This window comes from Novosphingobium aeonii (assembly GCF_052279045.1).
Lineage (GTDB): Bacteria > Pseudomonadota > Alphaproteobacteria > Sphingomonadales > Sphingomonadaceae > Novosphingobium.
In genome coordinates this window covers 935,271-957,929 of record NZ_CP176832.1, presented here as the reverse complement: position 1 = coordinate 957,929, position 22,659 = coordinate 935,271, and the positions used below count along the sequence as shown (strand labels likewise).

Annotated in this window: 24 protein-coding genes; 10 read left to right on the top strand and 14 right to left on the bottom strand. The window is 65.8% G+C overall.

Features of this window, described 5'->3' with window-relative positions:
- Positions 1-35: 35 nt before the first annotated feature.
- The gene (locus tag ACLIMP_RS04860; RefSeq protein ID WP_132469862.1) at positions 36-1,289 is read right to left on the bottom strand and encodes a threonine ammonia-lyase; all 1,254 of its coding nucleotides are present in this window, start codon (positions 1,287-1,289) and stop codon (positions 36-38) included.
- Positions 1,290-1,520: 231 nt separating this feature from the next.
- On the opposite strand from ACLIMP_RS04860, the gene ACLIMP_RS04855 reads away from it, so the two are divergent.
- Together ACLIMP_RS04855 and ACLIMP_RS04850 are read left to right on the top strand one after the other, a co-directional pair.
- Complete coding sequence (locus ACLIMP_RS04855; RefSeq protein WP_054436973.1) at positions 1,521-2,417, top strand: NAD(P)-dependent oxidoreductase; 897 nt, start codon at positions 1,521-1,523, stop codon at positions 2,415-2,417.
- Positions 2,418-2,443: 26 nt separating this feature from the next.
- Complete coding sequence (locus ACLIMP_RS04850) at positions 2,444-4,135, top strand: amidohydrolase (protein WP_420719873.1); 1,692 nt, start codon at positions 2,444-2,446, stop codon at positions 4,133-4,135.
- Positions 4,136-4,205: 70 nt separating this feature from the next.
- On the opposite strand, the gene tatC is transcribed toward ACLIMP_RS04850, so the two are convergent.
- From tatC to ACLIMP_RS04800, 10 genes are all read right to left on the bottom strand, one after another.
- Positions 4,206-5,024 (bottom strand): twin-arginine translocase subunit TatC, encoded by an 819-nt coding sequence (tatC, locus tag ACLIMP_RS04845; RefSeq protein WP_054436971.1) that lies wholly within the window; start codon positions 5,022-5,024, stop codon positions 4,206-4,208.
- Between the two features lie 12 nt (positions 5,025-5,036).
- Complete coding sequence (gene tatB / locus ACLIMP_RS04840; RefSeq protein ID WP_324697888.1) at positions 5,037-5,459, bottom strand: Sec-independent protein translocase protein TatB; 423 nt, start codon at positions 5,457-5,459, stop codon at positions 5,037-5,039.
- A 24-nt stretch (positions 5,460-5,483) separates the two neighbouring features.
- Positions 5,484-5,726 carry a twin-arginine translocase TatA/TatE family subunit gene (locus ACLIMP_RS04835; protein WP_185998136.1) on the bottom strand — a complete coding sequence of 81 codons (243 nt, stop codon included), beginning with the start codon at positions 5,724-5,726 and terminating at the stop codon, positions 5,484-5,486.
- A 107-nt stretch (positions 5,727-5,833) separates the two neighbouring features.
- On the bottom strand, positions 5,834-6,484 hold the full coding sequence (scpB, locus tag ACLIMP_RS04830) for an SMC-Scp complex subunit ScpB (RefSeq protein ID WP_185998137.1): 651 nt from the start codon (positions 6,482-6,484) through the stop codon (positions 5,834-5,836).
- 1 nt (position 6,485) lies between these two features.
- A complete protein-coding gene (locus ACLIMP_RS04825) occupies positions 6,486-7,298 on the bottom strand; it encodes a segregation and condensation protein A (protein ID WP_324697885.1) in 813 nt (270 codons plus the stop codon).
- A 2-nt stretch (positions 7,299-7,300) separates the two neighbouring features.
- The gene (gene nagZ / locus ACLIMP_RS04820) at positions 7,301-8,311 is read right to left on the bottom strand and encodes a beta-N-acetylhexosaminidase (protein ID WP_324697883.1); all 1,011 of its coding nucleotides are present in this window, start codon (positions 8,309-8,311) and stop codon (positions 7,301-7,303) included.
- A 148-nt stretch (positions 8,312-8,459) separates the two neighbouring features.
- Positions 8,460-9,287, bottom strand: coding sequence for an SPOR domain-containing protein (locus ACLIMP_RS04815; RefSeq protein WP_324697881.1), 828 nt, complete (start codon positions 9,285-9,287; stop codon positions 8,460-8,462).
- A 3-nt stretch (positions 9,288-9,290) separates the two neighbouring features.
- Positions 9,291-11,039, bottom strand: coding sequence for an arginine--tRNA ligase (gene argS / locus ACLIMP_RS04810; RefSeq protein WP_324697879.1), 1,749 nt, complete (start codon positions 11,037-11,039; stop codon positions 9,291-9,293).
- A gap of 173 nt (positions 11,040-11,212) precedes the next feature.
- Positions 11,213-11,968, bottom strand: a complete 756-nt coding sequence (locus ACLIMP_RS04805) for a hypothetical protein (protein ID WP_324697877.1) — start codon at positions 11,966-11,968, stop codon at positions 11,213-11,215.
- Between the two features lie 117 nt (positions 11,969-12,085).
- The gene (locus ACLIMP_RS04800) at positions 12,086-12,388 is read right to left on the bottom strand and encodes a hypothetical protein (RefSeq protein ID WP_054436956.1); all 303 of its coding nucleotides are present in this window, start codon (positions 12,386-12,388) and stop codon (positions 12,086-12,088) included.
- A 282-nt stretch (positions 12,389-12,670) separates the two neighbouring features.
- Here ACLIMP_RS04800 and miaB point away from each other — a divergent pair, with 282 nt between their 5' ends.
- Both miaB and ACLIMP_RS04790 read left to right on the top strand, forming a co-directional pair.
- Complete coding sequence (gene miaB / locus ACLIMP_RS04795) at positions 12,671-14,005, top strand: tRNA (N6-isopentenyl adenosine(37)-C2)-methylthiotransferase MiaB (RefSeq protein ID WP_185998140.1); 1,335 nt, start codon at positions 12,671-12,673, stop codon at positions 14,003-14,005.
- Positions 14,002-14,724, top strand: a complete 723-nt coding sequence (locus ACLIMP_RS04790) for an alpha/beta fold hydrolase (protein ID WP_324697874.1) — start codon at positions 14,002-14,004, stop codon at positions 14,722-14,724. The genes miaB and ACLIMP_RS04790 overlap by 4 nt, the downstream gene beginning before the upstream one ends.
- Here ACLIMP_RS04790 and ACLIMP_RS04785 read toward each other — a convergent pair.
- Both ACLIMP_RS04785 and ACLIMP_RS04780 read right to left on the bottom strand, forming a co-directional pair.
- Positions 14,708-15,304, bottom strand: a complete 597-nt coding sequence (locus tag ACLIMP_RS04785) for a COG3650 family protein (RefSeq protein ID WP_054436952.1) — start codon at positions 15,302-15,304, stop codon at positions 14,708-14,710. The two genes, ACLIMP_RS04790 and ACLIMP_RS04785, sit on opposite strands and share 17 nt — an antisense overlap.
- Before the next feature lie 144 nt (positions 15,305-15,448).
- Complete coding sequence (locus tag ACLIMP_RS04780; RefSeq protein ID WP_054436949.1) at positions 15,449-15,940, bottom strand: RcnB family protein; 492 nt, start codon at positions 15,938-15,940, stop codon at positions 15,449-15,451.
- Positions 15,941-16,216: 276 nt separating this feature from the next.
- Here ACLIMP_RS04780 and ACLIMP_RS04775 point away from each other — a divergent pair, with 276 nt between their 5' ends.
- The 5 genes from ACLIMP_RS04775 (at position 16,217) to ACLIMP_RS04755 (ending at position 20,493) form a co-directional block, all read left to right on the top strand.
- Entirely contained in the window at positions 16,217-17,260 is a 1,044-nt protein-coding gene (locus tag ACLIMP_RS04775; RefSeq protein ID WP_054437017.1) for a PhoH family protein, read from the top strand.
- 33 nt (positions 17,261-17,293) lie between these two features.
- Positions 17,294-17,785: an rRNA maturation RNase YbeY gene (gene ybeY / locus ACLIMP_RS04770; protein WP_132469860.1), complete on the top strand. Its 492-nt coding sequence runs from the start codon at positions 17,294-17,296 to the stop codon at positions 17,783-17,785.
- 22 nt (positions 17,786-17,807) lie between these two features.
- Positions 17,808-18,731, top strand: coding sequence for a hemolysin family protein (locus ACLIMP_RS04765; protein WP_054436947.1), 924 nt, complete (start codon positions 17,808-17,810; stop codon positions 18,729-18,731).
- 53 nt (positions 18,732-18,784) lie between these two features.
- Positions 18,785-19,669 carry a LysR substrate-binding domain-containing protein gene (locus tag ACLIMP_RS04760; protein WP_054436945.1) on the top strand — a complete coding sequence of 295 codons (885 nt, stop codon included), beginning with the start codon at positions 18,785-18,787 and terminating at the stop codon, positions 19,667-19,669.
- Positions 19,670-19,746: 77 nt separating this feature from the next.
- Positions 19,747-20,493: a DUF2059 domain-containing protein gene (locus ACLIMP_RS04755; protein ID WP_324697865.1), complete on the top strand. Its 747-nt coding sequence runs from the start codon at positions 19,747-19,749 to the stop codon at positions 20,491-20,493.
- Positions 20,494-20,564: 71 nt separating this feature from the next.
- On the opposite strand, the gene ACLIMP_RS04750 is transcribed toward ACLIMP_RS04755, so the two are convergent.
- A complete protein-coding gene (locus tag ACLIMP_RS04750) occupies positions 20,565-21,035 on the bottom strand; it encodes a peptidylprolyl isomerase (RefSeq protein ID WP_185998143.1) in 471 nt (156 codons plus the stop codon).
- 165 nt (positions 21,036-21,200) lie between these two features.
- On the opposite strand from ACLIMP_RS04750, the gene mgtE reads away from it, so the two are divergent.
- Positions 21,201-22,640 carry a magnesium transporter gene (gene mgtE / locus ACLIMP_RS04745; RefSeq protein WP_132469858.1) on the top strand — a complete coding sequence of 480 codons (1,440 nt, stop codon included), beginning with the start codon at positions 21,201-21,203 and terminating at the stop codon, positions 22,638-22,640.
- Positions 22,641-22,659 lie beyond the last annotated feature (19 nt).

The window sequence follows — 22,659 nt, the reverse complement described above, 5'->3', positions numbered from 1 at the left end:
GCGTTGATCCGGATGAATGCCGTTCGGGCCGATAACTACTCGGTCTCGACCTGCTTCACTTCGTAGCCTTCACGCCGCAGCCCCGCGACGAGCGCGTCGAGCTGGGCCTTGTCGCGCGCCTCGCACTCGATCTCGGTCACCAGGCCCTTGGCGGGCAGGTGCGTGAAGATGCGCTGGTGGAACACCTCGATGATGTTGACATTATGCTCGTGGAACACCTTGGCGACCTTGAACAGCGCGCCGGCACGGTCCTGAAGGCCGATCCGCAGGCGCGCAAGCCGGCCGGAGCGGGCAAGGTCGCGCAGCAGCACGTTCGCCAGCAGACGGGTATCGATGTTGCCGCCCGACAGGACGATGCCCACCTTGCGGCCCGCGAACAGTTCGCGGTTGGCCATGACCGCCGCGAGCCCGGTGGCGCCGGCGCCTTCCACCAGCGTCTTCTCGATCTGGAGCAGGAGCGCCAGCGCGCTCTCGATGCCTGATTCGCTTACCAGCAGGAACTCGTCGAGCAGTTCGCGCAGCACCGACGAGGTGAACTGGCCGGGCGCGAAGACCGCGATACCTTCCGCCAGCGTATCGCCGCCGATCGGCAGGCTGGTGCCCTTGAGCAGGTTGTACATCGAGGGATAGAGCTGCGCCTCGACACCGACGAGGCGGATATCCGGCTTGATCGCGCGGGCGGCCGTACCCATCCCGGTGGCAAGGCCGCCGCCGCCGATCGGCAGCACCAGCGTATCGATTTCCGGTACGTCCTCCAGCATTTCAAGCGCGACGGTGCCCTGCCCTGCGGCGACGTGCGGATGATCGAAGGGGTGGATGAAGGTCAGGCCGAGTTCGGTTTCCAGCTTGCGGGCATGGGCATAAGCCTCATCGAAGCTCTCACCCTCCAGGACCACTTTCCCGCCCACGCTCTCGGTCTGCATGACTTTCACGGTGGGGGTGGTGCGCGGCATCACGATGGTAACCGGCACGCCGAGCCGGGTGCCGTGATAGGACAGGCCCTGCGCATGGTTGCCAGCCGAGGCCGCGATCACGCCTCGCGATTTGCGCTCGTCGTCAAGCAGAAGAAGGGCATTGAGCGCGCCGCGTTCCTTGTAGGCGGCGGTGAACTGGAGGTTTTCGAACTTGAGCCAGATATCGGCGCCGGTGATCGCGCTGAGCGTCTTCGAATAGAGCGTCGGCGTGTGGACGACCTTGCCGATAATGCGCTCGGCCGCCGCACGAATGTCTTCGGCAGTCAGCAGGGCCTCTTGAGGCTCCGCGGCGATCTTGAGCAATGGCTGTTCCATGGCGCCGCGCCTAACGGAAAGCGGGACAAATGGAAAGCAAAGCGTTCGGAAAAATTCCCGGCCGCGATCAACCGGGTAATATTATTGTCCGGAATGCCGCTACCGAAGACATGCCCAGATCGCAACGCCGCTCGCCGTTGACGCCGTGCAGGCGCATGTTCCACCCCGGAACGAACAGATTCGATCCCGCTTGCGGTTTGCTTTCGTGCAAAAACCGCTAGAACCCTTGCCATGAGCGAAAAACGCAAGGTTTCCTTCATCGGGCTGGGTGTGATGGGCGGCGCGATCGCGCGGCATATCGCGCTGGCCGGACACGAACTCACCATCTTCAACCGCTCGCCCGAGCGGGCGCGCAAGTGGTCCGAAGACAATCCGGGCCTTGCCCATCGCATTGCCGCCAACCCTGCCCATGCGGCGCAGGACGCCGACGTGGTGATAACCTGCGTGGGCAACGACGACGATCTCTCGGAAGTCGTGCTCGGCCCGAACGGCGTGTTCCGCATGCTCAAGAAAGGCGGCGTGTTCATCGATCACACCACCGTCTCGGCACGCATCGCCCGCCAGATCTCGGTCGAGGCGCGGGACCTGCGCATCCATTGCGTGGACGCACCGATGACCGGATCGCAGATCGGCGCCGAAAAGGGCACGCTCACCCTGATGTGCGGCGGCCGCGATGAAGCCGTCGAAGCCGCGCATCCGGTGATGGAGGCCTATTCCAGCCGCATCGTCCACGTCGGCAAGGCGGGCTCCGGCCAGATCGCCAAGATGGCCAACCAGATCTGCATCGCCGGCAATGTCGCCGCGCTGGCCGAAGCCGTGCGCTTCGCACAGGCCTCCCATCTCGACATGGACAAGGTCTACGAGGCGATTTCCGGCGGCGCGGCGCAGTCCTGGCAGATGGACAATCGCTGGCACTCGATGAACGCCGACGATTTCGATTTCGGCTTCGCGATCGACTGGATGCGCAAGGATCTCGGCCTCAGCCTTGATGAGGGACGCGGGCTCGGCGTCTCGCTTCCCGTTGCCGCGCTGATCGACCAGTTCTTCGCCGACATCCAGGCACAGGGCGGCGGCCGTCTCGATACCAGCGCCATCATCAAGCGCCTCCCGAAGAAGGGCAGCAAGTGAATTCACGGAACGGCGCAGCCTTCGCGCTGCTGCTCGCCTCCACGGCCATCGCCGCATCCCCGGTGCTGGCCTCGAAAGCCCATGCCGACGTTCTCGTCGATAACGTCGATGGCGTCACGCCCGACGGCAAGGGCGGCGTGGAGCGCTTCGAAGGCTTCCTGATCGCCAATGACGGCCGCATCGCCGAAGTCTACCGCCATGGCGACAAGCGGCCCAAGAAGGTCGACTATCAGGTGGACGGTAAGGGCCGCGTGATCGTGCCCGGCATGATAGATGCGCACGGCCATGTCATGGGCACCGGCTTCGCGAAGATGACGCTGGACCTCTCGGCCACGAAATCGCTCGACGAGGCGCTTTCCCGCGTCGCCGCCTGGGCTGCGGCGCACCCGGACGCGCCGTGGATCCTCGGCAGCGGGTGGAACCAGGTACAATGGGGCCTGGACCGCATGCCCACCGCCGCCGAACTCGACCGGGTGACGGGCGGCAGGCCCGCCTGGCTGACCCGCGTGGACGGCCATGCCGGCTGGGCCAACGGTGCCGCCATCTCGGCCGCCGGCATCACCGCGACGACAGCCACCCCGCCCGGCGGCGAAATCCTGCGCATCACCGGGGGCAAGCAGCCCTCCGGCGTCTTCGTGGACGGCGCCATGCCGCTGATCGAGACGAAGCTGCCCAAGCCCCGCCCCGAGGACCGCGACACCGCCCTTGGCGAAGCGCAGCTTGCTCTGCTCGCCCAGGGAGTCACCGCGATCGCGGACATGGGCACTTCGATCGAGGACTGGCAGGCCATGCGCCGTGCCGCCGATTCGGGGCACCTGCGCATCCGCATCGTCAGCTATGCCGACGGCATCGACAACATGGCGCTGATCGGCGGCCCCCGCCCCACGCCGTGGCTCTATGAAGACCGGCTGAAGATGAACGGGGTGAAGCTCTACCTCGACGGTGCGCTGGGTTCGCGAGGGGCCTGGCTCAAGCGGCCCTACGCCGATGCGCCGAACAACAAGGGCCTTCCGCGCCTGAACGAGACCCAGCTCGGCAATCTCATGAGCCGCGCGGCGATGGACCACTTCCAGGTCGCCGTTCACGCCATCGGCGACCAGGCCAACGCCACCGTGCTCGATTCGATCCAGGACTTGTCGGCGACCTACAAGGGCGACCGGCGCTGGCGCATCGAACATGCCCAGATCGTGGACCCTGCGGATATCGCCCGCTTCGGAAAATTCGGCACGATAGCTTCCATGCAACCCCAGCATGAAGCTTCGGACCGCACGATGGCGGAAGCCCGGCTCGGGCCTGACCGCCTTGCCGGCGCCTATGCGTGGAAATCGATCGCGGCAGCGGGGGCAACGCTGGCCTTCGGTTCCGACACGCCGGTGGAGCCTTCGCAGCCTTTCGTCGGCCTTGCCGTTGCCATCACCCGCCAGGGGGCAGACGGGCAGCCCTTCAACGGCTGGCAGCCGCAGGAAGCGCTCAGCCGCGAAGCCGCGCTCAATGCCTATACAACCGGGGCAGCCTACGCGATGTTCGCGGAGGATCGCCTGGGTCGCATCGCCAAGGGATATCGGGCCGATTTTCTGTTCGTCGATGCCGACCCGATGCTGGCCACGCCCGAGAAGCTTCGCGCTACCCGCGTGCTTGAAACGTGGATCGGCGGTCAATTGGCATGGTCGGCGTCCAAGGACCGCGTGATCCCGGCCAAGGACGAGGCGGGAAAGTGAACCCCGCCGCGTAGCCCGGCAAGGGGAGCCAGATCCCCTTGCCTCAGGCGTTCAGGATATTGCCGGAGGTTCAGGCGACCGGCGTGCCGCTCTCGGCAGGGGCTTCTGCCTCTTCCGGGGTCTTTTCGCGCGCATCGCGCTTTTCGGTGAACCACATGAACAGCAGCGTGCCTTCGTAGAGCGCCAGCAGCGGCACCGCGAGCAGGAGCTGCGAAACGACGTCCGGCGGGGTCGCCACGGCTGCGATGATGAAGATGGCGACAACGGCATAGCGACGCGCACTGACACACTGCGCGCGGGTGATGATCCCGGCGCGGTTAAGCAGCATCAGCAGCACCGGCAGCAGGAAACTGATGCCGAAGGCGAGGATGAACTGCATGACGAGCGCGAGATAATCGCCGGTACCGGGCAGCGCTTCCAGCTTGAGGCCGCCCTTCTGCCCCTCGAAACCGAGGAAGAAGTGGAACGCGGTGGGCATGACTACGTAGTAGGCCAGCGCCGCGCCCATCGTGAAGAGGATCGGCGTTGCCACCAGGAACGGCAGGAACGCCTTCTTTTCCTTGGCGTAGAGGCCGGGCGCCACGAAAGCCCAGATCTGGTTGGCGATGACCGGGAAACTGACGAAGAAGGCCGCGAACAGCGCGATCTTCACCTCGACGAAGAAGGCTTCGTAGAGCTTGGTGTAGATCAGCTTGCCCTGCCCCGGCGGGAACGCTTCGGTCAACGGCCGGACGAGGAACGAGAAGATGTCGCCGGAAAAGTAGAAGCAGATGCCGAACGCTACCGCAAAGGCGAGGAAAGCCCGCAGCAGACGGGCCCGCAGTTCGATCAGGTGATCGAGCAGCGGAGCCTGCGAATCGTCGATATCGGAAATGCGGAATGGCTGCATGGCGCGCTTCTATCAGGGGGGCGGCGGCGGGAGGTGGAATTCGGCCTTCCCGCTGGAAGAGACGGTTTCGGGCTTGGCGGGGCCGCCCTTGTCGGCCCCCGCATCCGTAACCGGGCCATCCGCAACCGGCTTGTCTTCGGCAAGCTGCGGGATCGAAGGCGAAGCAGTGGGAGCCTGCATGTCGTTGATATCCGGCAAGACCGGATTCGCCTTCATGATGGCTTCGTTCTGTTCACGCCACTTGCGTTCCATGTCCTCCAGTTCGGCCTCGCGCACCATGGCGTCGATGCCTGCACGGAAATGGCCGGAAATCTTGCGCATCTTGCCGATCCAGCGGCCAGCCGTGCGCATTGCCAGGGGCATGTCCTTCGGCCCGATGACAACGACCGCCACGATGACGATCAGAAGCAGCTCTGAAGCACCTACGTCGAACATCGCGAGAGCGGGTCCGGCGCGTTCTTACGACTGCTCGGTCTTGTTCTCGGCGTTCGCCGGAGCAACCGGAGCGTCGGGCTGCTGAGCCGTGATCTGCGGGGCCGAAGCGGACGGCGTCTTGCTCGCCTCTTCCTCGTTCATGCCCTGCTTGAAGCTCTTGATGCCCTTGCCGAAGTCACCCATGATTTCCGACACGCGGCCGCGTCCGAACAGCACGAGCACGATCACCAGGACGATCATCCAGTGCCAGATCGAGAAGCTACCCATAACCTCAACTCCAAAAACCGTGCGACCGATTCCGATCGCATAGGGTCCATCTAGGCACTTTGGCGCGAACTTGCCAGTCCGTCATTGATCTGACCAAGTGCAGTCGCTCAGCGGTCATCTTCCGGGGAGAGGTCCGCGTCGTCGCCGTCCTCTGCGGCATCGGCCGCCGCTTCCTCGTCCTCGCCGGGCACCTTGCCGGGGCGCAGCGCGGTTTCGATCATCTCGTCATCCACAGGATCGAGCAGGCCCGCCGCGCGCAGTTCCTCCAGCCCCGGCAGTTCCCGCAAGGAGCCGAGCCCGAAATGTGCCAGGAAATCCGGCGTCGTCGCGTAGATCACCGGACGCCCCGGCACCTCGCGGCGGCCGGCAACGCGCACCCAGCCCGCCTCCATCAGCACGTCGAGCGTGCCCTTGGCCGTCTGCACGCCGCGAATCGCCTCGATCTCGGCGCGGCTGACCGGCTCGTGATAGGCGACGATCGCCAGCACCTCGGTGGCGGCGCGGGAAAGGCGGCGCACGTCCTCCTTCTCGCGGCGCAGCAGATGGGCAAGATCGGGCGCGGTCTCGAAATGCCAGCGCTTGCCGCGTTCCACCAGGAGCACGCCGCGCCCCTGGTAATGCGCCTGAAGCTGGACGAGCGCGGAGCGGACCTCCGCCTGTCCGAGGTGGTTCGATATCTGCTCGACCGTCAGCGGCTGCTCGGCGGCGAACAGCGTCGCCTCCACCGCGCGGAGTAGGTCATCCATGGATTGTGTCATCTTACTTGCAGGCCTTGAGGCGAAGCGGCCCGAAGGTCCGTTCCTGCGCGATCTCGGCCCTGCCGGTACGCGCCAGTTCGAGCGCGGCGACGAAGCTGGAGGCCAGTGCGGAGCGGCGCAGTTGCGGGTTGGCCCAGCTTTCGCTCGCAGGGGGAAGGAAATCGCGCAGGTCCATCCACTCCAGCGATACGCCCAGCATCGAGGATACGCGGGCAATCGCGCTGTCCAGCGTCATGACCATGCGTTCGCGAACCATGTGGACCACCGGCTGGCTGCGCACCTTCACATCGCCATAAGCGCGCACGAGGTCGTACCAAGAGCACTGCCAGGCCGACTTGCGCTCCACCCTGAGACCTTCCGGCGCGCCGCGCACGAAGACATCGCGGCCAAGGCGATCGCGCCCCATCAGGCGTGCTGCCGCCTCGCGCATCGCACCCAGGCGTTGCAGTCGCAGCTGCAGGCGCAAGGCCAGTTCTTCCGGCCCCGGATCGGCCTGCTCCTCTTTGGGGAGCAGCAGCGCGGACTTGAGGTAGGCAAGCCAGGCCGCCATCACCAGATAGTCCGCCGCCAGTTCCAGCCGCAGCGCTTCGGCCTGCTCGATATAATCGAGGTAAGCCGCGACCAGTTCGAGGATCGAGATACGGCGCAAGTCCACCTTCTGCCGCCGCGCAAGGTCGAGCAGCAGGTCGAGCGGCCCTTCCCAGCCGTCGATCTCCAGATAGAGCGCTTCCTTGCGGGCTTCGGCCCGTTCCTCTCCATCCCAACCGGCATCGACGGCGGAAACGTCAAGGGAAAGCTGCGAAGGCGCGTCCATGCTCAGGCCGCCTGCGCCAGCAAGGCATCGCGCCGGGCGAGAAGTTTGGCGTGAGTGCCCGTCGGCGTCGCACCGGCGACCGAGGCCAGCGCACGCTCCATCCGCTCTGCCGCCTGCACCGGCATAGCCGGCACGCGATTGGCGATGCCGACCATGTCGTCCATCTTCGCCCAGCAGTTGAGCGCCAGGTCGCAGCCCGCGGCGATCGCGCGCTCGGCCAGTTCGGGCACGCTGCCGGACAGCGCCTGCATGTCGAGGTCGTCGCTCATCAGCAGGCCGGTGAAGCCGATGCGCCCGCGAATGATCTCCCGGATCACCACGGGAGACAATGTCGCCGGATTTTCCGCATCCCAGGCCGTGTAGCGCACATGCGCGGTCATTCCGAACGCCGCGTCCTTCAGTGTGCGGAACGGCGCGATGTCGCGTTCCAGTTCCTCTTCGCCGGCTTCGACGGTCGGCAGTTCCTTGTGACTGTCCGCCATGGCGCGGCCGTGGCCGGGGATATGCTTGACGCAGCCGACGATCCCGGCGCGGGCAAGGCCCTGAAGCGTGGCGCGACCGAGCGCGGCAACGCGCATCGGGTCGGCGCCGAAGGAGCGGTCTCCCACGATGTCGTGCGCGCCGGGATGGCGCACGTCGAGCGGCGGATGGCAATCAGCGGTGACGCCCACTTCCGCAAGGTCGAGCCCCAGCGCTTCGGCATTGTCCCGCGCCGCCTCGATCGCACTGGCGGGGGCGAGGTCGTAAAGCCTGTCGAACACCTCGCCCGGCGGATAGGCGCACCATACCGGCGGCTTCATCCGCGCGACGCGGCCGCCTTCCTGGTCGATGGTGATGTAAAGCCGATCACGCCCGTGGATGGTCCGCAGTTCATCGGTAAGCGCGCGAAGCTGCTCGCGGTCCTGCACGTTGCGGCCGAACAGGATGTAGCCGGCGGGGTCGGCATCGCGAAAGAACGCGCGCTCGTCGGCGCTGAGGGTTAGCCCGGAAAGGCCAAAGATGGCGGGTGTCATAAGCGCGCTTGGTCACAGGATTCTGCGATTTTCGCAAGAATTCGGGCTTCGGGAAGTGTGGACAGGACAGGGAGAACCCCCTCCCCGGCGCCCCGCCATGGGGGACGGGGGAGCCCGGAAAGCCGGGAGCTCCCTGCTTTCCCCTGCCTTATTGCTTCACCTGGCAGCTCAGCCCGGCCGATTTCATGCCGCTGCACAGCGCCCGCGCTGCCGCGAGATCACCCGGTACGGCCTGAAGACGGTAGACCTTGCCGATGTCCGCCTGCCCTTCGACGATCCGGTGGCTGACGCCGGAGAGCGCGGGATATTGCACCTTGAGCGCATTCCAGCCGGCTTCGGCGGTGGGCTTGGAGGTATAGGCGCCGACCTGCACGCCGACACCGCTCACGACCGGTTCCGGCTTCGCCGCGGCGCTGGCAGCCGGCGAAGGCTTGGCGGCGGGCTTCGCGGCGGGCGAAGGCTGCGGGGCGGGCTGACCGTCGAAGCCCGGACCCGGCGTATCGCCCTGGCCGATCTGCGGGATGCGGCTCTGGCCTTCGGCGACGGCGTAGCTCGTATCCCCGGTGCCGGCCACGACGTCTCCGCCGGGATTTTCCGGCCGGGTCTTGTAAGGGGTCTTGGGCGCTTCGATCACGCCGCCGCTGGCGACCAGCGGCTGCTCCGAACTCTGGCGCGTAGCCCACCAGATACCGCCGACGATGACGAGAATGGCAACGACCGCCAGCGCGACGAGCAGCAGGGTCTGGCCTGAGCCGCCACCCTGCTGGTCTTCGAATTCCTCATCCTCGCCTTCGAGCCAGGGCAGGCGGACATCCTCGTCGCCCAATTCCAGCTTACCGGGTTCCATCTGGCCGGGTTCCATCTGGCCGGGCTCGTCGTAGCCCGAGATGCTGCCGGAGCGGTTCGCGTTCAGGTCGTCGTGAAACGTGCCCCTGCGATCCTCTCCGCCTTCCTGATTCTGGCCCCAGTTCGCCATGGCTTACATTTCCTCCACTGCCTCGACGCCCAGCAGCGCGAGACCATTGCGGACAAGCTGCCCGATCTGCGCCGCCAGGAAAAGCCGGGCGCTGGTAAGATTACCGTCGGCGGCGTTAACAAAGCGCTTTTCGACGCGGTCGTTGCCGAGATTCCAGTAGCCGTGGAACGCGGCCGCCACGTCGCCGAGGAAGAAGGCGATGCGGTGCGGTTCGCGCGCGGCGGCGGCGGCTTCGACGATGCGCGGGAACTGCGCGGCCAGCTTGACCAGCTCCAGTTCTTCCGCGCCCAGCAGTTCGAGGTGCTCGGACGAAGGCTTGAATCCGCCCTCGGCCTCACCCTTGCGCAGGGTCGAGTGGACGCGGGCATTGGCGTACTGCACGTAGAACACCGGGTTGTCCTTCGAGGCTTCGACCACCTTGGCGAAGTCGAAGTCCATCTGCGCTTCCGGCTTGCGGGTCAGCATGGTGAAGCGCACGACGTCCTTGCCCACTTCGGTGACGACTTCGGCCAGCGTGACGAAGTTGCCCGAACGCTTGGACATCTTCACCGGCTCGCCGTCGCGCAGGAGCTGGACCATCTGCACCAGCTTGATCTCGAACGGCGTGGGTTCTCCATCGGCGCCGGTCATGGCAGCCACGGCGGCCTTGATGCGCTTGACGGTGCCTGCGTGGTCAGCACCCCAGATGTCCACCAGCGCGTCGGCGCTCTGGGCCTTCTGGAAGTGGTAGGCGAGGTCGGCGCCGAAGTAGGTCCAGGTGCCGTCCGACTTCTTGATCGGGCGGTCCTGATCGTCGCCGAACTGGGTGGACCTGAACAGCGGCAGTTCCACCGCTTCCCAGTCCTCAAGCGTCTTGCCCTTGGGCGCTTCGAGCACGCCGTCGTAGACGAGGCCCTTCGAACGCAGCCATGCCTCGGCCTCGTCCGGCTTGCCCGAGGCCTGAAGCTCGGCTTCCGAGGAGAACAGGTCGTGATGGATGCCCAGCAGCGCGAGGTCCTGCTTGATCATCACCAGCATGGCGGCAACGGCCTTCTCGCGGAACAGCACAAGCCATTCCGATTCCGGCGCTTCGGCGTAAGTGTCGCCGAATTCGGCGGCAAGTTGCTGGCCGACCGGGATCAGGTATTCGCCCGGATAGAGCCCCTCGGGGATCGCGCCGACGTCATGGCCCAGCGCTTCACGATAACGCACATGCGCCGAGCGGGCGAGCACCTGCACCTGCGCGCCGGCATCGTTGACGTAGTATTCCTTGATGACCTTGTGGCCCGCGAACTCCAGCAGAGTCGCCAGTGCATCGCCGACGACCGCGCCGCGGCAGTGGCCCATGTGCATCGGACCCGTGGGGTTCGCCGAAACGTATTCCACGTTGACGGTGGCGCCGCCGCCCATGGCCGAGCGACCATAGTCCGCGCCCATCGCGCCGATCGCGCGCAGTTCGGCGATCCAGGTGGCGTCGGAAAGGCGAAGGTTGATGAAACCGGGTCCGGCGATCTCCGCCGAAGTCACCGAATCGAGCTTCGACAGCTCCGTCACCAGCGCTTCGGCCAGGTCGCGCGGCTTCATGCCGGCGGGCTTGGAGAGCACCATCGCCGCATTGGTCGAAAGATCGCCGTGCGAAGTATCGCGCGGCGGCTCGACCGTGATCGCGCTTCGCTTCAGGCCGCCGGGCAGCGTGCCGGCTGCTTCGAGCGCATCGAGCGCGGCGTTGAGGTGGCCTGCGAAGGCGGCGTAAAGGGTCTGGTTATCGCTCATCCGCGCGCGGATAGCCGAAGTGCGGCGAAAGGGAAACAGGCTGCACGAGGACGGACGGGTTTACGCGGCACGCCCGATCGGGGCAGACCCCGGTCAATCCTGCGGAGCCACGCTCGCGCCGCGATGCGCGATGGCGCCTCGCGGGAGCCCCGGCCGCCCCGGAAAGCGCAGGATCAGGAAGCCCCGGCGTTCACGAATGCCTGGACGCGCAGGCGCGGGAACACTTCCTCGATCGGCTTGGTATCGGGCAGGACATAGACATATCCGCCCTTCTTCTCGAACAGCGGGCGAACCTTGCCGTAGAAGGCGACCGGGACGTTGATGCACCCGAAAGTGATCCGGTTGTCCTCGATCGTGGGCGACAGCATTCGGTCGCGGCGGTGTTCCTTGTTGGCGGGCGGAATGGTGTGAAGCGCCACCGAGGTCGCATAGTCCACCCACAGCACCCGCTGGCGTCCCGCGGCCCAGCCGAACCGGGCAAGGAACCGCCCGGCAGGCGTGGTCTTCTCGGCAGGCCCGATCTCGGAAAGGGATTTCGCCCCGACGCCGGGCGTGGCGTCGTCGCCCAGGGCGATGCCCACCAGCGCAGGCCCTTCGGAAACCAGTTCGCCCTTGGCATTGAACAGGAAGACCGCAGCGGACTTCTTGTCGACGATGACATAGGGCAGCGAACGGTTGTCGCCGGAGGAGGCCACCCAGTCGGCGACCCGCGCGGTATCCTCGGAACGCGCCATCGGCGGCTTCGGTGCGGGGGCAGCCTTTTTCGCCCGCTTCTTCCCGGCGGTCTTCGCAGAAGTGCCGGTCTTCCCGGCAGGCGCCTTGGCCTTCTTCGCGGCAGTAGTGGCGGAAGCGGGCGCATTCGCCGCCTGCGCGGCCGGGGCAACGGCCAGCGTGGCCAGACCGACCAGCGCCAGGAACACCTTCATCATCGATCGGAGCACTCGGGAAGAACGGTCGGCGCCAGGAGCGGCGCCGACGCTTATAGTCAGCCTGTAACCGGCAAGTGTCCGGGGCGAAACCCCGGACGTGCCGTCAGAAGCGGTCCGTCAGTTGCGAGCGCGCTTGCGCTGGGCCTGGGCCATCTGCTGCTCGACGCCATCGACGCGGCCGTTGAGCTGGTCGATGCGCTGGCCGTTGTTCTGGGCCTGGCCCGATGCAGCCTGCGCTTCGGCAAGAGCCTGCTTGGCGGTGCCGTCGGTCTGCTGGAGACGCGAGTCGAGCCCGTCGATGCGCTGGTTCACGGTCGCGATCTGTTCGCGCACGAAGCCCTTGCTGGCGCAGCCGCCCAGACCCATGGCGCCAACCATGACGACGACGGCGGGAGCAAGCTTCAAAAGTGACGGCGACATGGAATTCTCCTGATTGTTAACAATTGTGCAATTGTCCAAGCCCAGCAGCGCTTTTCCGACAACGCGATTCTGGCCGGTCGTGCTTCTGCTCAGGTGAACGGAGGCCCGCGCATTCCGTGGGTTTCGAGTATGAACAACGGTTCATTTCCAGCCTGAACAACGGTTAATCTCCAACATTAACAGTTGTTCATATTGCAACCGCAAAATGCCTGAGTCGGCACCGTTCCGACCGCGCGGCGGCGCCCCTTCAAAAGCCGCGCGAAGGCGTGTATTCGCCCGGCCATGCCTTCCACCCAGAATCCCAGGACCTACCGGGTCAAGAGCTTCGGCTGCCAGATGAACGTCTATGACGGCGAACGCATGGCCGAACTGCTCGCCGAACAGGGCATTGCCGCCGCGCCCGAGGGCGAGGATGCCGATCTCGTCGTCCTCAACACCTGCCACATCCGCGAAAAGGCGGCGGAGAAGGTCTATTCCGATATCGGCCGCCTTCGCCGCGCCGACGGGTCCTCGCCGCTGATCGCCGTTGCCGGCTGCGTCGCGCAGGCCGAAGGCAACGAGATCATGAAGCGCGCGCCCGCGGTGAAGATGGTGGTCGGCCCGCAGGCCTATCACCGCCTGCCCGACATGATCCGCGAAGCCGGCGAAGGCCGCCGCGTCACCGATACCGACATGCCGGCGGAAACCAAGTTCGGCGCCCTGCCGAAACGCAGGCGCTCGGGCCCCACCGCCTTCCTCACCGTTCAGGAAGGCTGCGACCGGTTCTGCACGTATTGCGTGGTTCCCTATACCCGCGGCGCCGAAGTCTCGCGCCCCTACGCCGATCTGGTCGACGAGGCGAAGCGGCTGGTAGACGCCGGCGCGCGCGAGATCATGCTGCTGGGCCAGAACGTCAACGCCTGGACCGGCGAGGACGCCAGGGGGCGCCGCGTCGGCCTTGACGGGCTGATCCGCGAACTGGCCGGGATCGCCGATCTCGCCCGCATCCGCTATACCACCAGCCATCCCAACGACATGGTGGACGGGCTGATCGCGGCCCACGCGGAAGTCGAAAAGCTGATGCCCTACCTTCACCTGCCGGTACAGGCGGGGAGCGACCGGGTGCTGAAGGCGATGAACCGCAGCCACACCGCCGAAAGCTATCTCAAAGTGCTGGACAAGGTACGTGCGGCGCGGCCGGACATCGCCCTTTCCGGCGACTTCATCGTCGGTTTCCCCGGCGAGACCGATGCCGAGTTCGAGGATACGCTCAAGCTCGTCGATGCGGTCGGCTATGCCCAGTGCTTCAGCTTCAAGTACAGCCCGCGCGCAGGCACGCCCGCCGCGACGATGGCAGGCCAGGTTCCCGCCGAAGTCATGACCGAACGGATCCTGCGCCTTCAGGCCGCGCTGGGCCGGGACCAGACCGCCTTCAACCAGGCCTCGGTCGGCAAGACCTGCGACGTACTGGTGGAACGCAAGGGCAAGTTCCCCGGCCAGTGGCTCGGCAAGTCGCCATGGCTGCAGTCGGTCTATTTCGACGGCGATGTCGCGGTGGGCGATCTGGTGACGGTGGAACTGACCGAAGCCGGCTACAACGCGATCTCGGCAAGGCTGCTGAGCCCGGGCCACCCGTGAGGGAAGAGCGGGCGGCGGAACAGCGGGCGGCACTGGTTCTCATCCCCGGCCTGTCCTGCGACCGGCACGTCTGGCAGGCGCAGGTCTCGGGCCTTTCGGGGATCGCGGATATCTCCATCGGCGATACCCTGAAGGACGATTCGATCGCCCTGATGGCCAGCCGCGTGCTTGAAGCGGCACCGGCACGGTTCGCCGTGGCCGGGTTCTCGATGGGCGGTTATGTCGCCATGGAAATCTGGCGCCGCGCGCCCGAGCGGGTGCTTCGCCTCGCCCTTGTCGACACCAATGCGCGGGGGGACACCCCGGAACAGGCGGACTTGCGCCGCGCCGCGATCCGCACCGCGCAGACCCGCGGCTTCGAAAGCGTGCTGCGCGGTTCGCTGCGCCAGCTCGTCGCGCCGGAATGCCCCGAAGCGCTGTTCGAGGAGGTCGTGCAGATGGCCCAGCGCGTGGGTTTCGGCACGTACATGGACCAGCAGGCCGCGATCATCGACCGCGCCGATTCGCTGGAGACGCTCGCCACCGTCACCGTGCCCGCCATGGTCATGGTCGGAGCGGCCGATGCCCTCACCCCGCCCCGGCTTGCCGAGGAAATGGTGCAGGCCCTGCCCGGCGCCACTTACGAAGTGATCGCGGGAGCCGGGCACATGGCGCCGATGGAGCAGCCAGACGCCGTCAACGCCGCCTTCCGCCGCTGGCTTATCAGTCGAGCGGCTTGAGCGCGCCTTCCGCGATCAGCGGCTTGCTTACCGGCTCCGCGTCGGCGCTCACTTCCACGCTGGCATTGGTGGGATAGCTTTTGCCGGTGAAGCGCAGCCGCGAGACACCTTCCGCCATGCCGCCACCCGAAACGGTGACGGCCAGATCGCGCCAACCGTGGGACTTGCTCTCCAGCACGCCCACCGGAAGCTGGACGACGCTGGTTTCGCTCACCTTGCGAAGATCGGCGCCCTCGCGCTTCAGCACCACGAGATTGCATCCGCCGGTGCCGCAGAACATCGGCCCGCCGAGATAGACGAGCACCTCGGGCATGCCGTCGCCGTCGAGGTCGGTCTCGGCGGCGGCGTACTGCAACTTGCCGAGGTCGGTGGAGAGCGCATCCTTGTGATTGGCGCGAATCCAGTCCTCCACCGTCATCGTTGCGGGTGCGGTGACATCCTCCGCCGGTTCCGCCGAAGCGGTGGCCTCGGGCGGGGCGGCATCCTTCTTGCAGCCCGCCAGCGAGAGGCCAAGGACCAGAACGGGGGCCAGGACGGGGGCGAGCGCCAGAATCCTGGCGGCGGGAGTTTTCCTGCTCATGCCCGCAAGGCTAGCCGCTTGCCCACCCCTGCCGCAAGATCGCCCTGTCGCAGACGGCGCACGAACGGCACGCATGGAAAGGGCCCCCGGCTTTTGCCGGAGGCCCTCCGCGACCCGCCCGGGTCAAGCCCGGCGGCGGTATTCTTACCAGAAGAAACCATTGTGGATGGTGACGACCCGGCCCGAACGCATGTTCACCATGGCCACGTCATTGCCGTAACGAACCCAGCGATGGCCGGCGCGCGGCGCGGGAAGGCGATAGCGGCCATAGTCGTTCACCCAGTAGCGGCTGCCGTAGTAGGACGGCTGGAAGCGGTGGCCGACGGCGACCGGGCGATAGTGATAGCCGCGCGGGCCGACATAGGCGGGACGGCGGTAATCGCCGCGATGGGCCTGGCGATAGTCGCGCCAGTCTTCGCGCAGTTCGCGGCGGTCGCGGTTGAGCTGGCGCTGCGACTTGTCGGCCGCGCGGTAATCGCCGCGGCGCACGTCGCGATCGACGCGGCGTTCGCTCTGGCGGACATCGCGGGCGCTTTCGCGGACTTCGCGGGCGCTCTGCGCCGAAGCCATGGTCGGCACCGCCGCTGCGGGAATGATGACGCTTGCTGCCAGGGCGGCCATGATGAACTTGCGCATTATGCTTCTCCTTGAACCGAGCGACCCATGATCCCCGAAGGGGCCTGGTCGGTCTGTGAGTTCAGGTTTGCACCCCGCAAGCTGAACGGACTTAAAATGTTGTTTGCAGGAAAATTTCAGGTGTGTCGCAAGCCTGCGACAAATCGCGGGCAGCGCGCCGAAACGGGAGGTTATCCCCCATGAAGCGAGCAATTTTCGAATAGAAGCGCCTTGCAGGAAACGATGCGCGGAGCCATCTTCGAGACAGAACGAAGCATCCTCATTCGAAAGGAGCACATGGCCCGCAAAGCAGCACGTGCCGGCGAACCGGCGCAGTTCAGGCCCGAAGCACACCGCCGGGCGCGTGTCGAAGTCGAGTTCGACGAACAGACTTTGCTGGGGGCCTTGTTCGGCCAGTTCGATTCAAACCTCGTGCAAGTCGAAAACCGGCTCGGCGTCTATATTGCCGCGCGCGGCAACAAGATCCAGATCGAGGGCCCCGAAGATGCCGTCGCCCGCGCGCGCGACACGCTCAAGGGCATGTATCACCGCCTCGAACAGGGTCAGGCGCTCGATTCGGGCGCGGTCGAATCGCTGATCGCGATGTCGGCTGAGCCCACCCTCGAAGGCATCATCTCGGGTGACACCGGCGCCCCGCCGATCATGATCCGCACCCGCCGCAAGACGATCGTGCCCCGCTCCGCGATGCAGATCGAATATATGCGCGCGCTCAACCGGTCGGACGTGATCTTCGCGCTCGGCCCGGCAGGTACGGGCAAGACCTACCTTGCGGTGGCCCAGGCCGTCTCGCAGCTGATGACCGGTTCAGTCCAGCGGCTGATCCTTTCCCGCCCGGCGGTGGAGGCGGGCGAAAAGCTCGGCTTCCTCCCGGGCGACATGAAGGACAAGGTCGATCCCTACCTGCGCCCGCTTTACGACGCGCTTTACGACTGCATGCCGCCCGAACAGGTGGAGCGCCGTCTGGCAAGCGGCGAGATCGAGATCGCGCCGATCGCCTTCATGCGCGGCCGCACACTGGCCGATGCCTTCGTCATTCTCGACGAAGCGCAGAACACCACGCGCGAGCAGATGAAGATGTTCCTCACCCGCTTCGGCCAGAACAGCCGCATGGTCGTCTGCGGCGATCCCCGGCAGGTGGACATCCCCGGCGGTGACCGCATGAGCGGCCTGGCCGACGCGGTGAGCCGGCTTGAAGGCGTCGAAGGCATCGACGTGACGCGCTTCACCGTGCAGGACGTCGTGCGCCACCCGATCGTGGGCCGGATCGTCGAGGCTTACGAAGGGCCTTACGTCGATCCGTCGGCACAGAAGCCGGAGTAGCGCCGAGCGGCATTTTGCGCCAAGGGGCCAGGGATGGATCTCGAAATCGATATCGAAGCGCCCTGGCCCCCTGCGACCGACTGGGCCGACCTTGCCGAAGCCGCGCTGGAAGCGCTGGTGGAAGTGGCCCCGGAGCTTGAAAATCCGCGGCTTCTCGCCAGCCTGCTGTTCACATCGGACGAGGAAGTCCACGTCCTGAACCGCGAATGGCGGGCCAAGGACAAGCCCACCAACGTGCTTTCCTTCCCCATGCTCGAACGCGCCGACCTGCTGGCCCTCGCACCGGACGGCCCGCCCGAAATGCTGGGCGATCTCGCCCTCGCCTTCGAGACCTGCGCGCGTGAGGCGCAGGAGAAAGGCGTGCCGGTGGAACACCATGCCAGCCACCTCATCATCCACGGCCTGCTGCACCTTGCGGGGCACGATCACGAGATTTCGGACGATGATGCCGAGGCAATGGAGGCCCTCGAAACAAAGGCTCTTGCCCTCATCGGCATTGCCGACCCATATGGCGACAGATCTTAACCTGTAGGGGTATCATAAAACGATGGCCGACAATGGCCGCCATACCGAGTCCGGCTCGGGAGATGGGGACAGTACAGGCACGCTCTGGCGTGTCTTCAGGCGACTTTTCCAGAACGACGGCGATCAGTCGCTTCGCGCACAGATCGAGGACGTCATCAACGAGCACGAAGGCGACGCCGACGATAGCGGTCCCGCCAACGGCGATCTATCCCAGCTTGAACGGCAGATGCTCCGCAATCTGCTCCACTTCAGCGAGCACGATGCCGACGACGTCGCCGTGCCGCGCAGCGAGATCGTGGCGATTCCAGCCTCGGCAAGCTGGGCCGAAGTGGTCGAGGCCTTTGCCGAACATGGCCACAGCCGCATGCCGGTCTATGGCGAATCGCTCGACGCGATAAAGGGCATGATCCACATCAAGGACGTGTTCCCGATCCTCGCCCGCGGCGAACAGCCGCCCGAGGACTGGTCGGCCCTGCTGCGCCAGCCGCTCTACGTGCCGCAGTCCCGCGGCGCGCTCGACGTGCTGGTGGACATGCGGGCCCAGCGCACGCACCTCGCCGTCGTCATCGACGAGTATACCGGCACCGACGGTATCATCACCATCGAGGACCTCGTCGAGGAAATCGTGGGCAATATCGAGGACGAGCACGACGACGCCCCCGAGGAGTTGCTAATTTCGCAAGAGAGCGGTATCTGGGACGCCGATGCCCGCGTCGAACTCGATGACGTTGCGGAGCGGATCGACCCGCGCCTGGCCGAAGTCGAGGAAGCCGTGGATACCCTGGGCGGACTTGCTTTCGTGCTGGCCGGACAGGTTCCGCAGGTCGGCACCGTCCTGGAGCATGACAGCGGCTGGCGCATAGAAGTCACCGACGGCGACGAGCGACGCGTCACGCGGCTTCGCCTCCATCCTCCGGCCACGGAATCGGCCGAAGAGACAGATTAACCCATGGTGCCGCCCTGCCGGCGGCTCCAGACCCCGAGTGAAAAGACAAGCCATTGCCTGTACGTCGTCTCCCACCTCTGCGCGCGCTTGAAGCCTTCGTCCGCGTCGTCCGCCTCGGTTCGGCCAAGGCGGCGGCCAACGAACTGGCACTCTCGCCTTCCGCCCTCTCGCGCCGCGTCGCCGCGCTGGAGGACTTCACCGGCAAGCGCCTGTTCACGCGCCAGCACCAGTCGATGAAGCTGACCGACGAAGGCATGGCCTTCTACAACGTGGTCGGCCCCAAGCTGGAAGAACTGGCCGAAGCGGTGGAATCGCAGATCGACCGTGGCCAGGTGCTGCGCCTTCATCTCGGCGTGCCTTCGCTGTTCGGCGGCCAGCGCCTGTTCCCGCGCCTGCCGGAACTGCGCAAGCTGCACCCGCGCCTGCACATCGACATCGACACCGGCGCCCATCTGGAAGACCGCGTAGGCGACACGCTGGACGCCGCGATCATCCTCTCGCCCGAGCCGGACCCGGCCTATTACCGCATCCAGCTTGACCACAACAAGGTCTACGCGATCACCTCCAAGGAGATGGCGCAGGAGATCGGCAACGTCCCGGACGAGGCGATCCTGTCCAAGCAGACGTTCCTGATCCATCAGGACCTCCCGCAGAGCCTCGACGCGTGGAAGAACGCGATCGGCCTGTCTAAGCTGGAACCGGCATCGGTGGACCGTTTCGACTCCGGCCAGCTCGTGCTCGAAGCGGCGGCGCAAGGCCTCGGCATCGCCATCATGCACGACGACCACTTCCGCCGCAGCCACGACAACCGCCTGGCGCGGCTGTTCGATATCGATGTGGAAAGCCCCTACCGCTACTGGTTCGTCTGCAAGCCCAAGGCCCTGGAATCGCGCCCGGTGCGCATCTTCCACGAATGGCTGCTGCAAGCGGGTCTCTGACGCCCGAATACCATTCCCCCGGATCGCCGCGCGGTCTATGTTGCAAGCGACTTTATCGCGACATCCGGGGGCCTTGCATGAAATCCGCTTTCCTTACCGCTGCCACGGCGGCCGTCCTTGCATCGACGGCGCCGGCATGGGCCGCGGAGCCTGCCGCACCGGCGGCTGCCACCCCCGTCACCGACCCCGCCCGCATCGCCGCCGCCCGCCAGACGGTGGACTACGTGTTTCCAGCCGGGACTTACGCCCGCCTGATGAACGGCACGCTCGACAAGATGATGGACTCCATCATGGATTCCACCATGAAAATGCCGCTCCGGCAGCTGGCGGGGCTGAGCGGCGTCGATCCCGGGAAGCTTGGTCCCGCCTCCCTCGCCGAGATCATGGAAATCTACGATCCGGCCTTCAAACAGCGCATGCAGATCTCCACGCGCACCATGATGAGCGAGATGATCCCGCTGATGACCCAGGTCGAACCGGACGTTCGCGCCGGGCTGACGCAGGCTTATGCCGGGAAGTACACCGCCGCCCAGCTCGACGAACTCAACACCTTCTTCGCGACGCCGACCGGCAAGGCCTATGCCGCCGATTCCTATCTCATCATGATGTCGCCCGAAGTCATGGAGAAGATGCAGGCCTTCGCTCCCAAGCTGATGGAACAGATGCCGTCCATCGTCGAAAAGGTGAAGGCCGCCAGCGCCGGACTGCCGGCACCGCGCAGCTACACGGACCTTTCGAAGAGCGAGAAGGCCCGCCTCGCGAAACTGCTCGGCATATCGGAAACGGAGCTCGAGAAGAGCGAAAAGGCAAAGGCCGCGCAGTAACGAAGGGGTAACGAAAAAGGGCGGCGCCAGCGGCACCGCCCTTTTCACTGTCGGCAAGAGCCCGGAAAGGATCAGCCTTCCGAAACGGTCGCCTTGACGATCTTGCCCGGCTCGCGCGGCGGCTCGCCCTTGGGCAGCGCGTCGACGAGTTCCATGCCTTCGACCACCTGGCCCCACACGGTGTACTGCTTGTCGAGGAAGCGTGCATCGTCGAAGCAGATGAAGAACTGGCTGTTGGCCGAGTGCGGATAGCTGGTGCGGGCCATCGAGCAGACGCCGCGCACGTGCGGTTCGGCGTTGAATTCCGCCTGCAGGTCGGGCTTTTCCGAACCGCCCATGCCGGTGCCGTTGGGGCAGCCGCCCTGCGCCATGAAGCCCGGGATCACGCGGTGGAACTTGATACCGTCGTAGAAACCTTCGCCGGTCAGTTCCTTGATGCGCTCGACGTGGCCGGGGGCGAGGTCGGGGCGCAGCTTGATCTTGACGTCGCCGCCTTCGCCGTTGCCGGTGTCGAGAGTGAGCGTCAGGTATTCGTCAGCCATTGCCTATCTCCTTCTGCCGGCGCGAGCTGCGCGCCGGTCGGGCATTGGCGCCCGATATAGGGAATGGCGCGGCAATGTCACGTCAGGACATGGTAGTTTGGCCTCGGCCCGGCAAATCGAATGCGCGCTGTTGCAATTGCGAAAATGGCGCGTAGACCGGCCAGCATGACGGAAACGGACCTCGAAGAAGAGCTGAAGGATCGCGCCCATGAAGCGCAGGACGCTCCTCCCGAAGCGCCGTCCGAAAGCCTCGACGACGACAACCGCCTGAAGGCCGAATTCGTCCGCAGCGTTAAGGACGCGCTGGACGACGAGGATTTCGAGCGCGTCTACGATCTCGTCGAACCGCTCCACCCCGCCGACATCGCCGACTTGTTCGAGCTGGTCGACGAGAACGAGCGTCTCGGTCTGGCCCGCGCCATCCGCGACCTGATGGGCGTTGAGGTCATCGCCGAGCTGAACGACTGGGTGCGCGAGGCGCTGATGGAGGCGCTGCCCGCCGAAGTCGTCGCCGAGATCGCCGAACAGCTCGATACCGACGACGCGGTCGCCATGCTGGAGGATCTCGACGAGGAGGACCAGCAGGCCGTACTCGCCGAGATGGAGCCGGAAGACCGCGCCGCCATCGAAAACGCGCTGTCCTATCCGGAAGAATCCGCCGGCCGCCTGATGAGCCGCGATTTCGTGGCCGTCCACGAATCGATGACCGTCGGCGACCTCATCGATTTCCTGCGCGAACACCGCGAGCTGCCGACCGAGTTCTGGGAAGTGTTCATCGTCGATCCGATGCACCGTCCGATCGGTACTTGCGCGCTCTCCTGGATCCTGCGCACCCCCCGCAACATCCCGCTCTACGACGTGATGGCGCGCGACCAGACCCTGATCCCGGCCGACATGGACCAGGAGGAAGTCGCGCTGCGCTTCCAGAAATATGCGCTGATCTCCGCCGCCGTGGTCGACGAGGCCGGGCGGCTGATCGGCCAGGTCACGGTCGACGACATCGTCCACATCATTCAGGAAGAAGCGGGCGAGGATACCCTGCTGCTGTCCGGCGCGGGCGACGGCGACATCAACGAGCCGATCCGCGATGCCTATTCGGCGCGCGTGCGCTGGCTGATCGCCAACCTGCTCACCGCCACTCTCGCCTCGTCGGTCATCGCGATGTTCGAAGGGACGATCTCGAAGATGGTCGCGCTGGCCACGCTCATGCCGATCGTGGCGGGCCTCGGCGGCAATGCCGGTACGCAGACGCTGGCCGTCACCGTCCGCGCGCTGGCCACCAACCAGCTTACCGCGTCCAACGCCTGGCGCGCAGTGCGGCGCGAGATGTCCATCGCGCTGCTGAATGGCTGCACGATCGCTGTGGTCATCGGCATCGTCGTCAGCCTGATCTTCGGCAATGTCACGCTGGGCCTGGTCATTGCGCTGGCGATGATGACCAATATCCTGATCGCCGGCATGGCGGGCGTGTTCGTGCCGCTGACACTGGAACGGCTCAAGGCGGACCCGGCCATCGCATCGTCCATCTTCGTGACGATGACGACGGACTCGATGGGCTTCCTCGTCTTCCTCGGGCTGGCGACGGTTTCCGGTCTGGTGGGTTAAACCTCCAGTACCTATCTAG

Excerpts from the sequence above, each read along its gene's own strand:
- ACLIMP_RS04860 (WP_132469862.1), bottom strand. The coding sequence starts at position 1,289 with ATGGAACAGCCATTGCTCAAGATCGCCGCGGAGCCTCAAGAGGCCCTG.
- ACLIMP_RS04855 (WP_054436973.1), top strand. The coding sequence starts at position 1,521 with ATGAGCGAAAAACGCAAGGTTTCCTTCATCGGGCTGGGTGTGATGGGC.
- tatC (WP_054436971.1), bottom strand. The coding sequence starts at position 5,024 with ATGCAGCCATTCCGCATTTCCGATATCGACGATTCGCAGGCTCCGCTG.
- tatB (WP_324697888.1), bottom strand. The coding sequence starts at position 5,459 with ATGTTCGACGTAGGTGCTTCAGAGCTGCTTCTGATCGTCATCGTGGCG.
- ACLIMP_RS04835 (WP_185998136.1), bottom strand. The coding sequence starts at position 5,726 with ATGGGTAGCTTCTCGATCTGGCACTGGATGATCGTCCTGGTGATCGTG.
- scpB (WP_185998137.1), bottom strand. The coding sequence starts at position 6,484 with ATGACACAATCCATGGATGACCTACTCCGCGCGGTGGAGGCGACGCTG.
- ACLIMP_RS04825 (WP_324697885.1), bottom strand. The coding sequence starts at position 7,298 with ATGGACGCGCCTTCGCAGCTTTCCCTTGACGTTTCCGCCGTCGATGCC.
- nagZ (WP_324697883.1), bottom strand. The coding sequence starts at position 8,311 with ATGACACCCGCCATCTTTGGCCTTTCCGGGCTAACCCTCAGCGCCGAC.
- ACLIMP_RS04815 (WP_324697881.1), bottom strand. The coding sequence starts at position 9,287 with ATGGCGAACTGGGGCCAGAATCAGGAAGGCGGAGAGGATCGCAGGGGC.
- argS (WP_324697879.1), bottom strand. The coding sequence starts at position 11,039 with ATGAGCGATAACCAGACCCTTTACGCCGCCTTCGCAGGCCACCTCAAC.
- ACLIMP_RS04805 (WP_324697877.1), bottom strand. The coding sequence starts at position 11,968 with ATGATGAAGGTGTTCCTGGCGCTGGTCGGTCTGGCCACGCTGGCCGTT.
- ACLIMP_RS04800 (WP_054436956.1), bottom strand. The coding sequence starts at position 12,388 with ATGTCGCCGTCACTTTTGAAGCTTGCTCCCGCCGTCGTCGTCATGGTT.
- miaB (WP_185998140.1), top strand. The coding sequence starts at position 12,671 with ATGCCTTCCACCCAGAATCCCAGGACCTACCGGGTCAAGAGCTTCGGC.
- ACLIMP_RS04785 (WP_054436952.1), bottom strand. The coding sequence starts at position 15,304 with ATGAGCAGGAAAACTCCCGCCGCCAGGATTCTGGCGCTCGCCCCCGTC.
- ACLIMP_RS04780 (WP_054436949.1), bottom strand. The coding sequence starts at position 15,940 with ATGCGCAAGTTCATCATGGCCGCCCTGGCAGCAAGCGTCATCATTCCC.
- ACLIMP_RS04775 (WP_054437017.1), top strand. The coding sequence starts at position 16,217 with ATGGCCCGCAAAGCAGCACGTGCCGGCGAACCGGCGCAGTTCAGGCCC.
- ybeY (WP_132469860.1), top strand. The coding sequence starts at position 17,294 with ATGGATCTCGAAATCGATATCGAAGCGCCCTGGCCCCCTGCGACCGAC.
- ACLIMP_RS04765 (WP_054436947.1), top strand. The coding sequence starts at position 17,808 with ATGGCCGACAATGGCCGCCATACCGAGTCCGGCTCGGGAGATGGGGAC.
- ACLIMP_RS04755 (WP_324697865.1), top strand. The coding sequence starts at position 19,747 with ATGAAATCCGCTTTCCTTACCGCTGCCACGGCGGCCGTCCTTGCATCG.
- ACLIMP_RS04750 (WP_185998143.1), bottom strand. The coding sequence starts at position 21,035 with ATGGCTGACGAATACCTGACGCTCACTCTCGACACCGGCAACGGCGAA.
- mgtE (WP_132469858.1), top strand. The coding sequence starts at position 21,201 with ATGACGGAAACGGACCTCGAAGAAGAGCTGAAGGATCGCGCCCATGAA.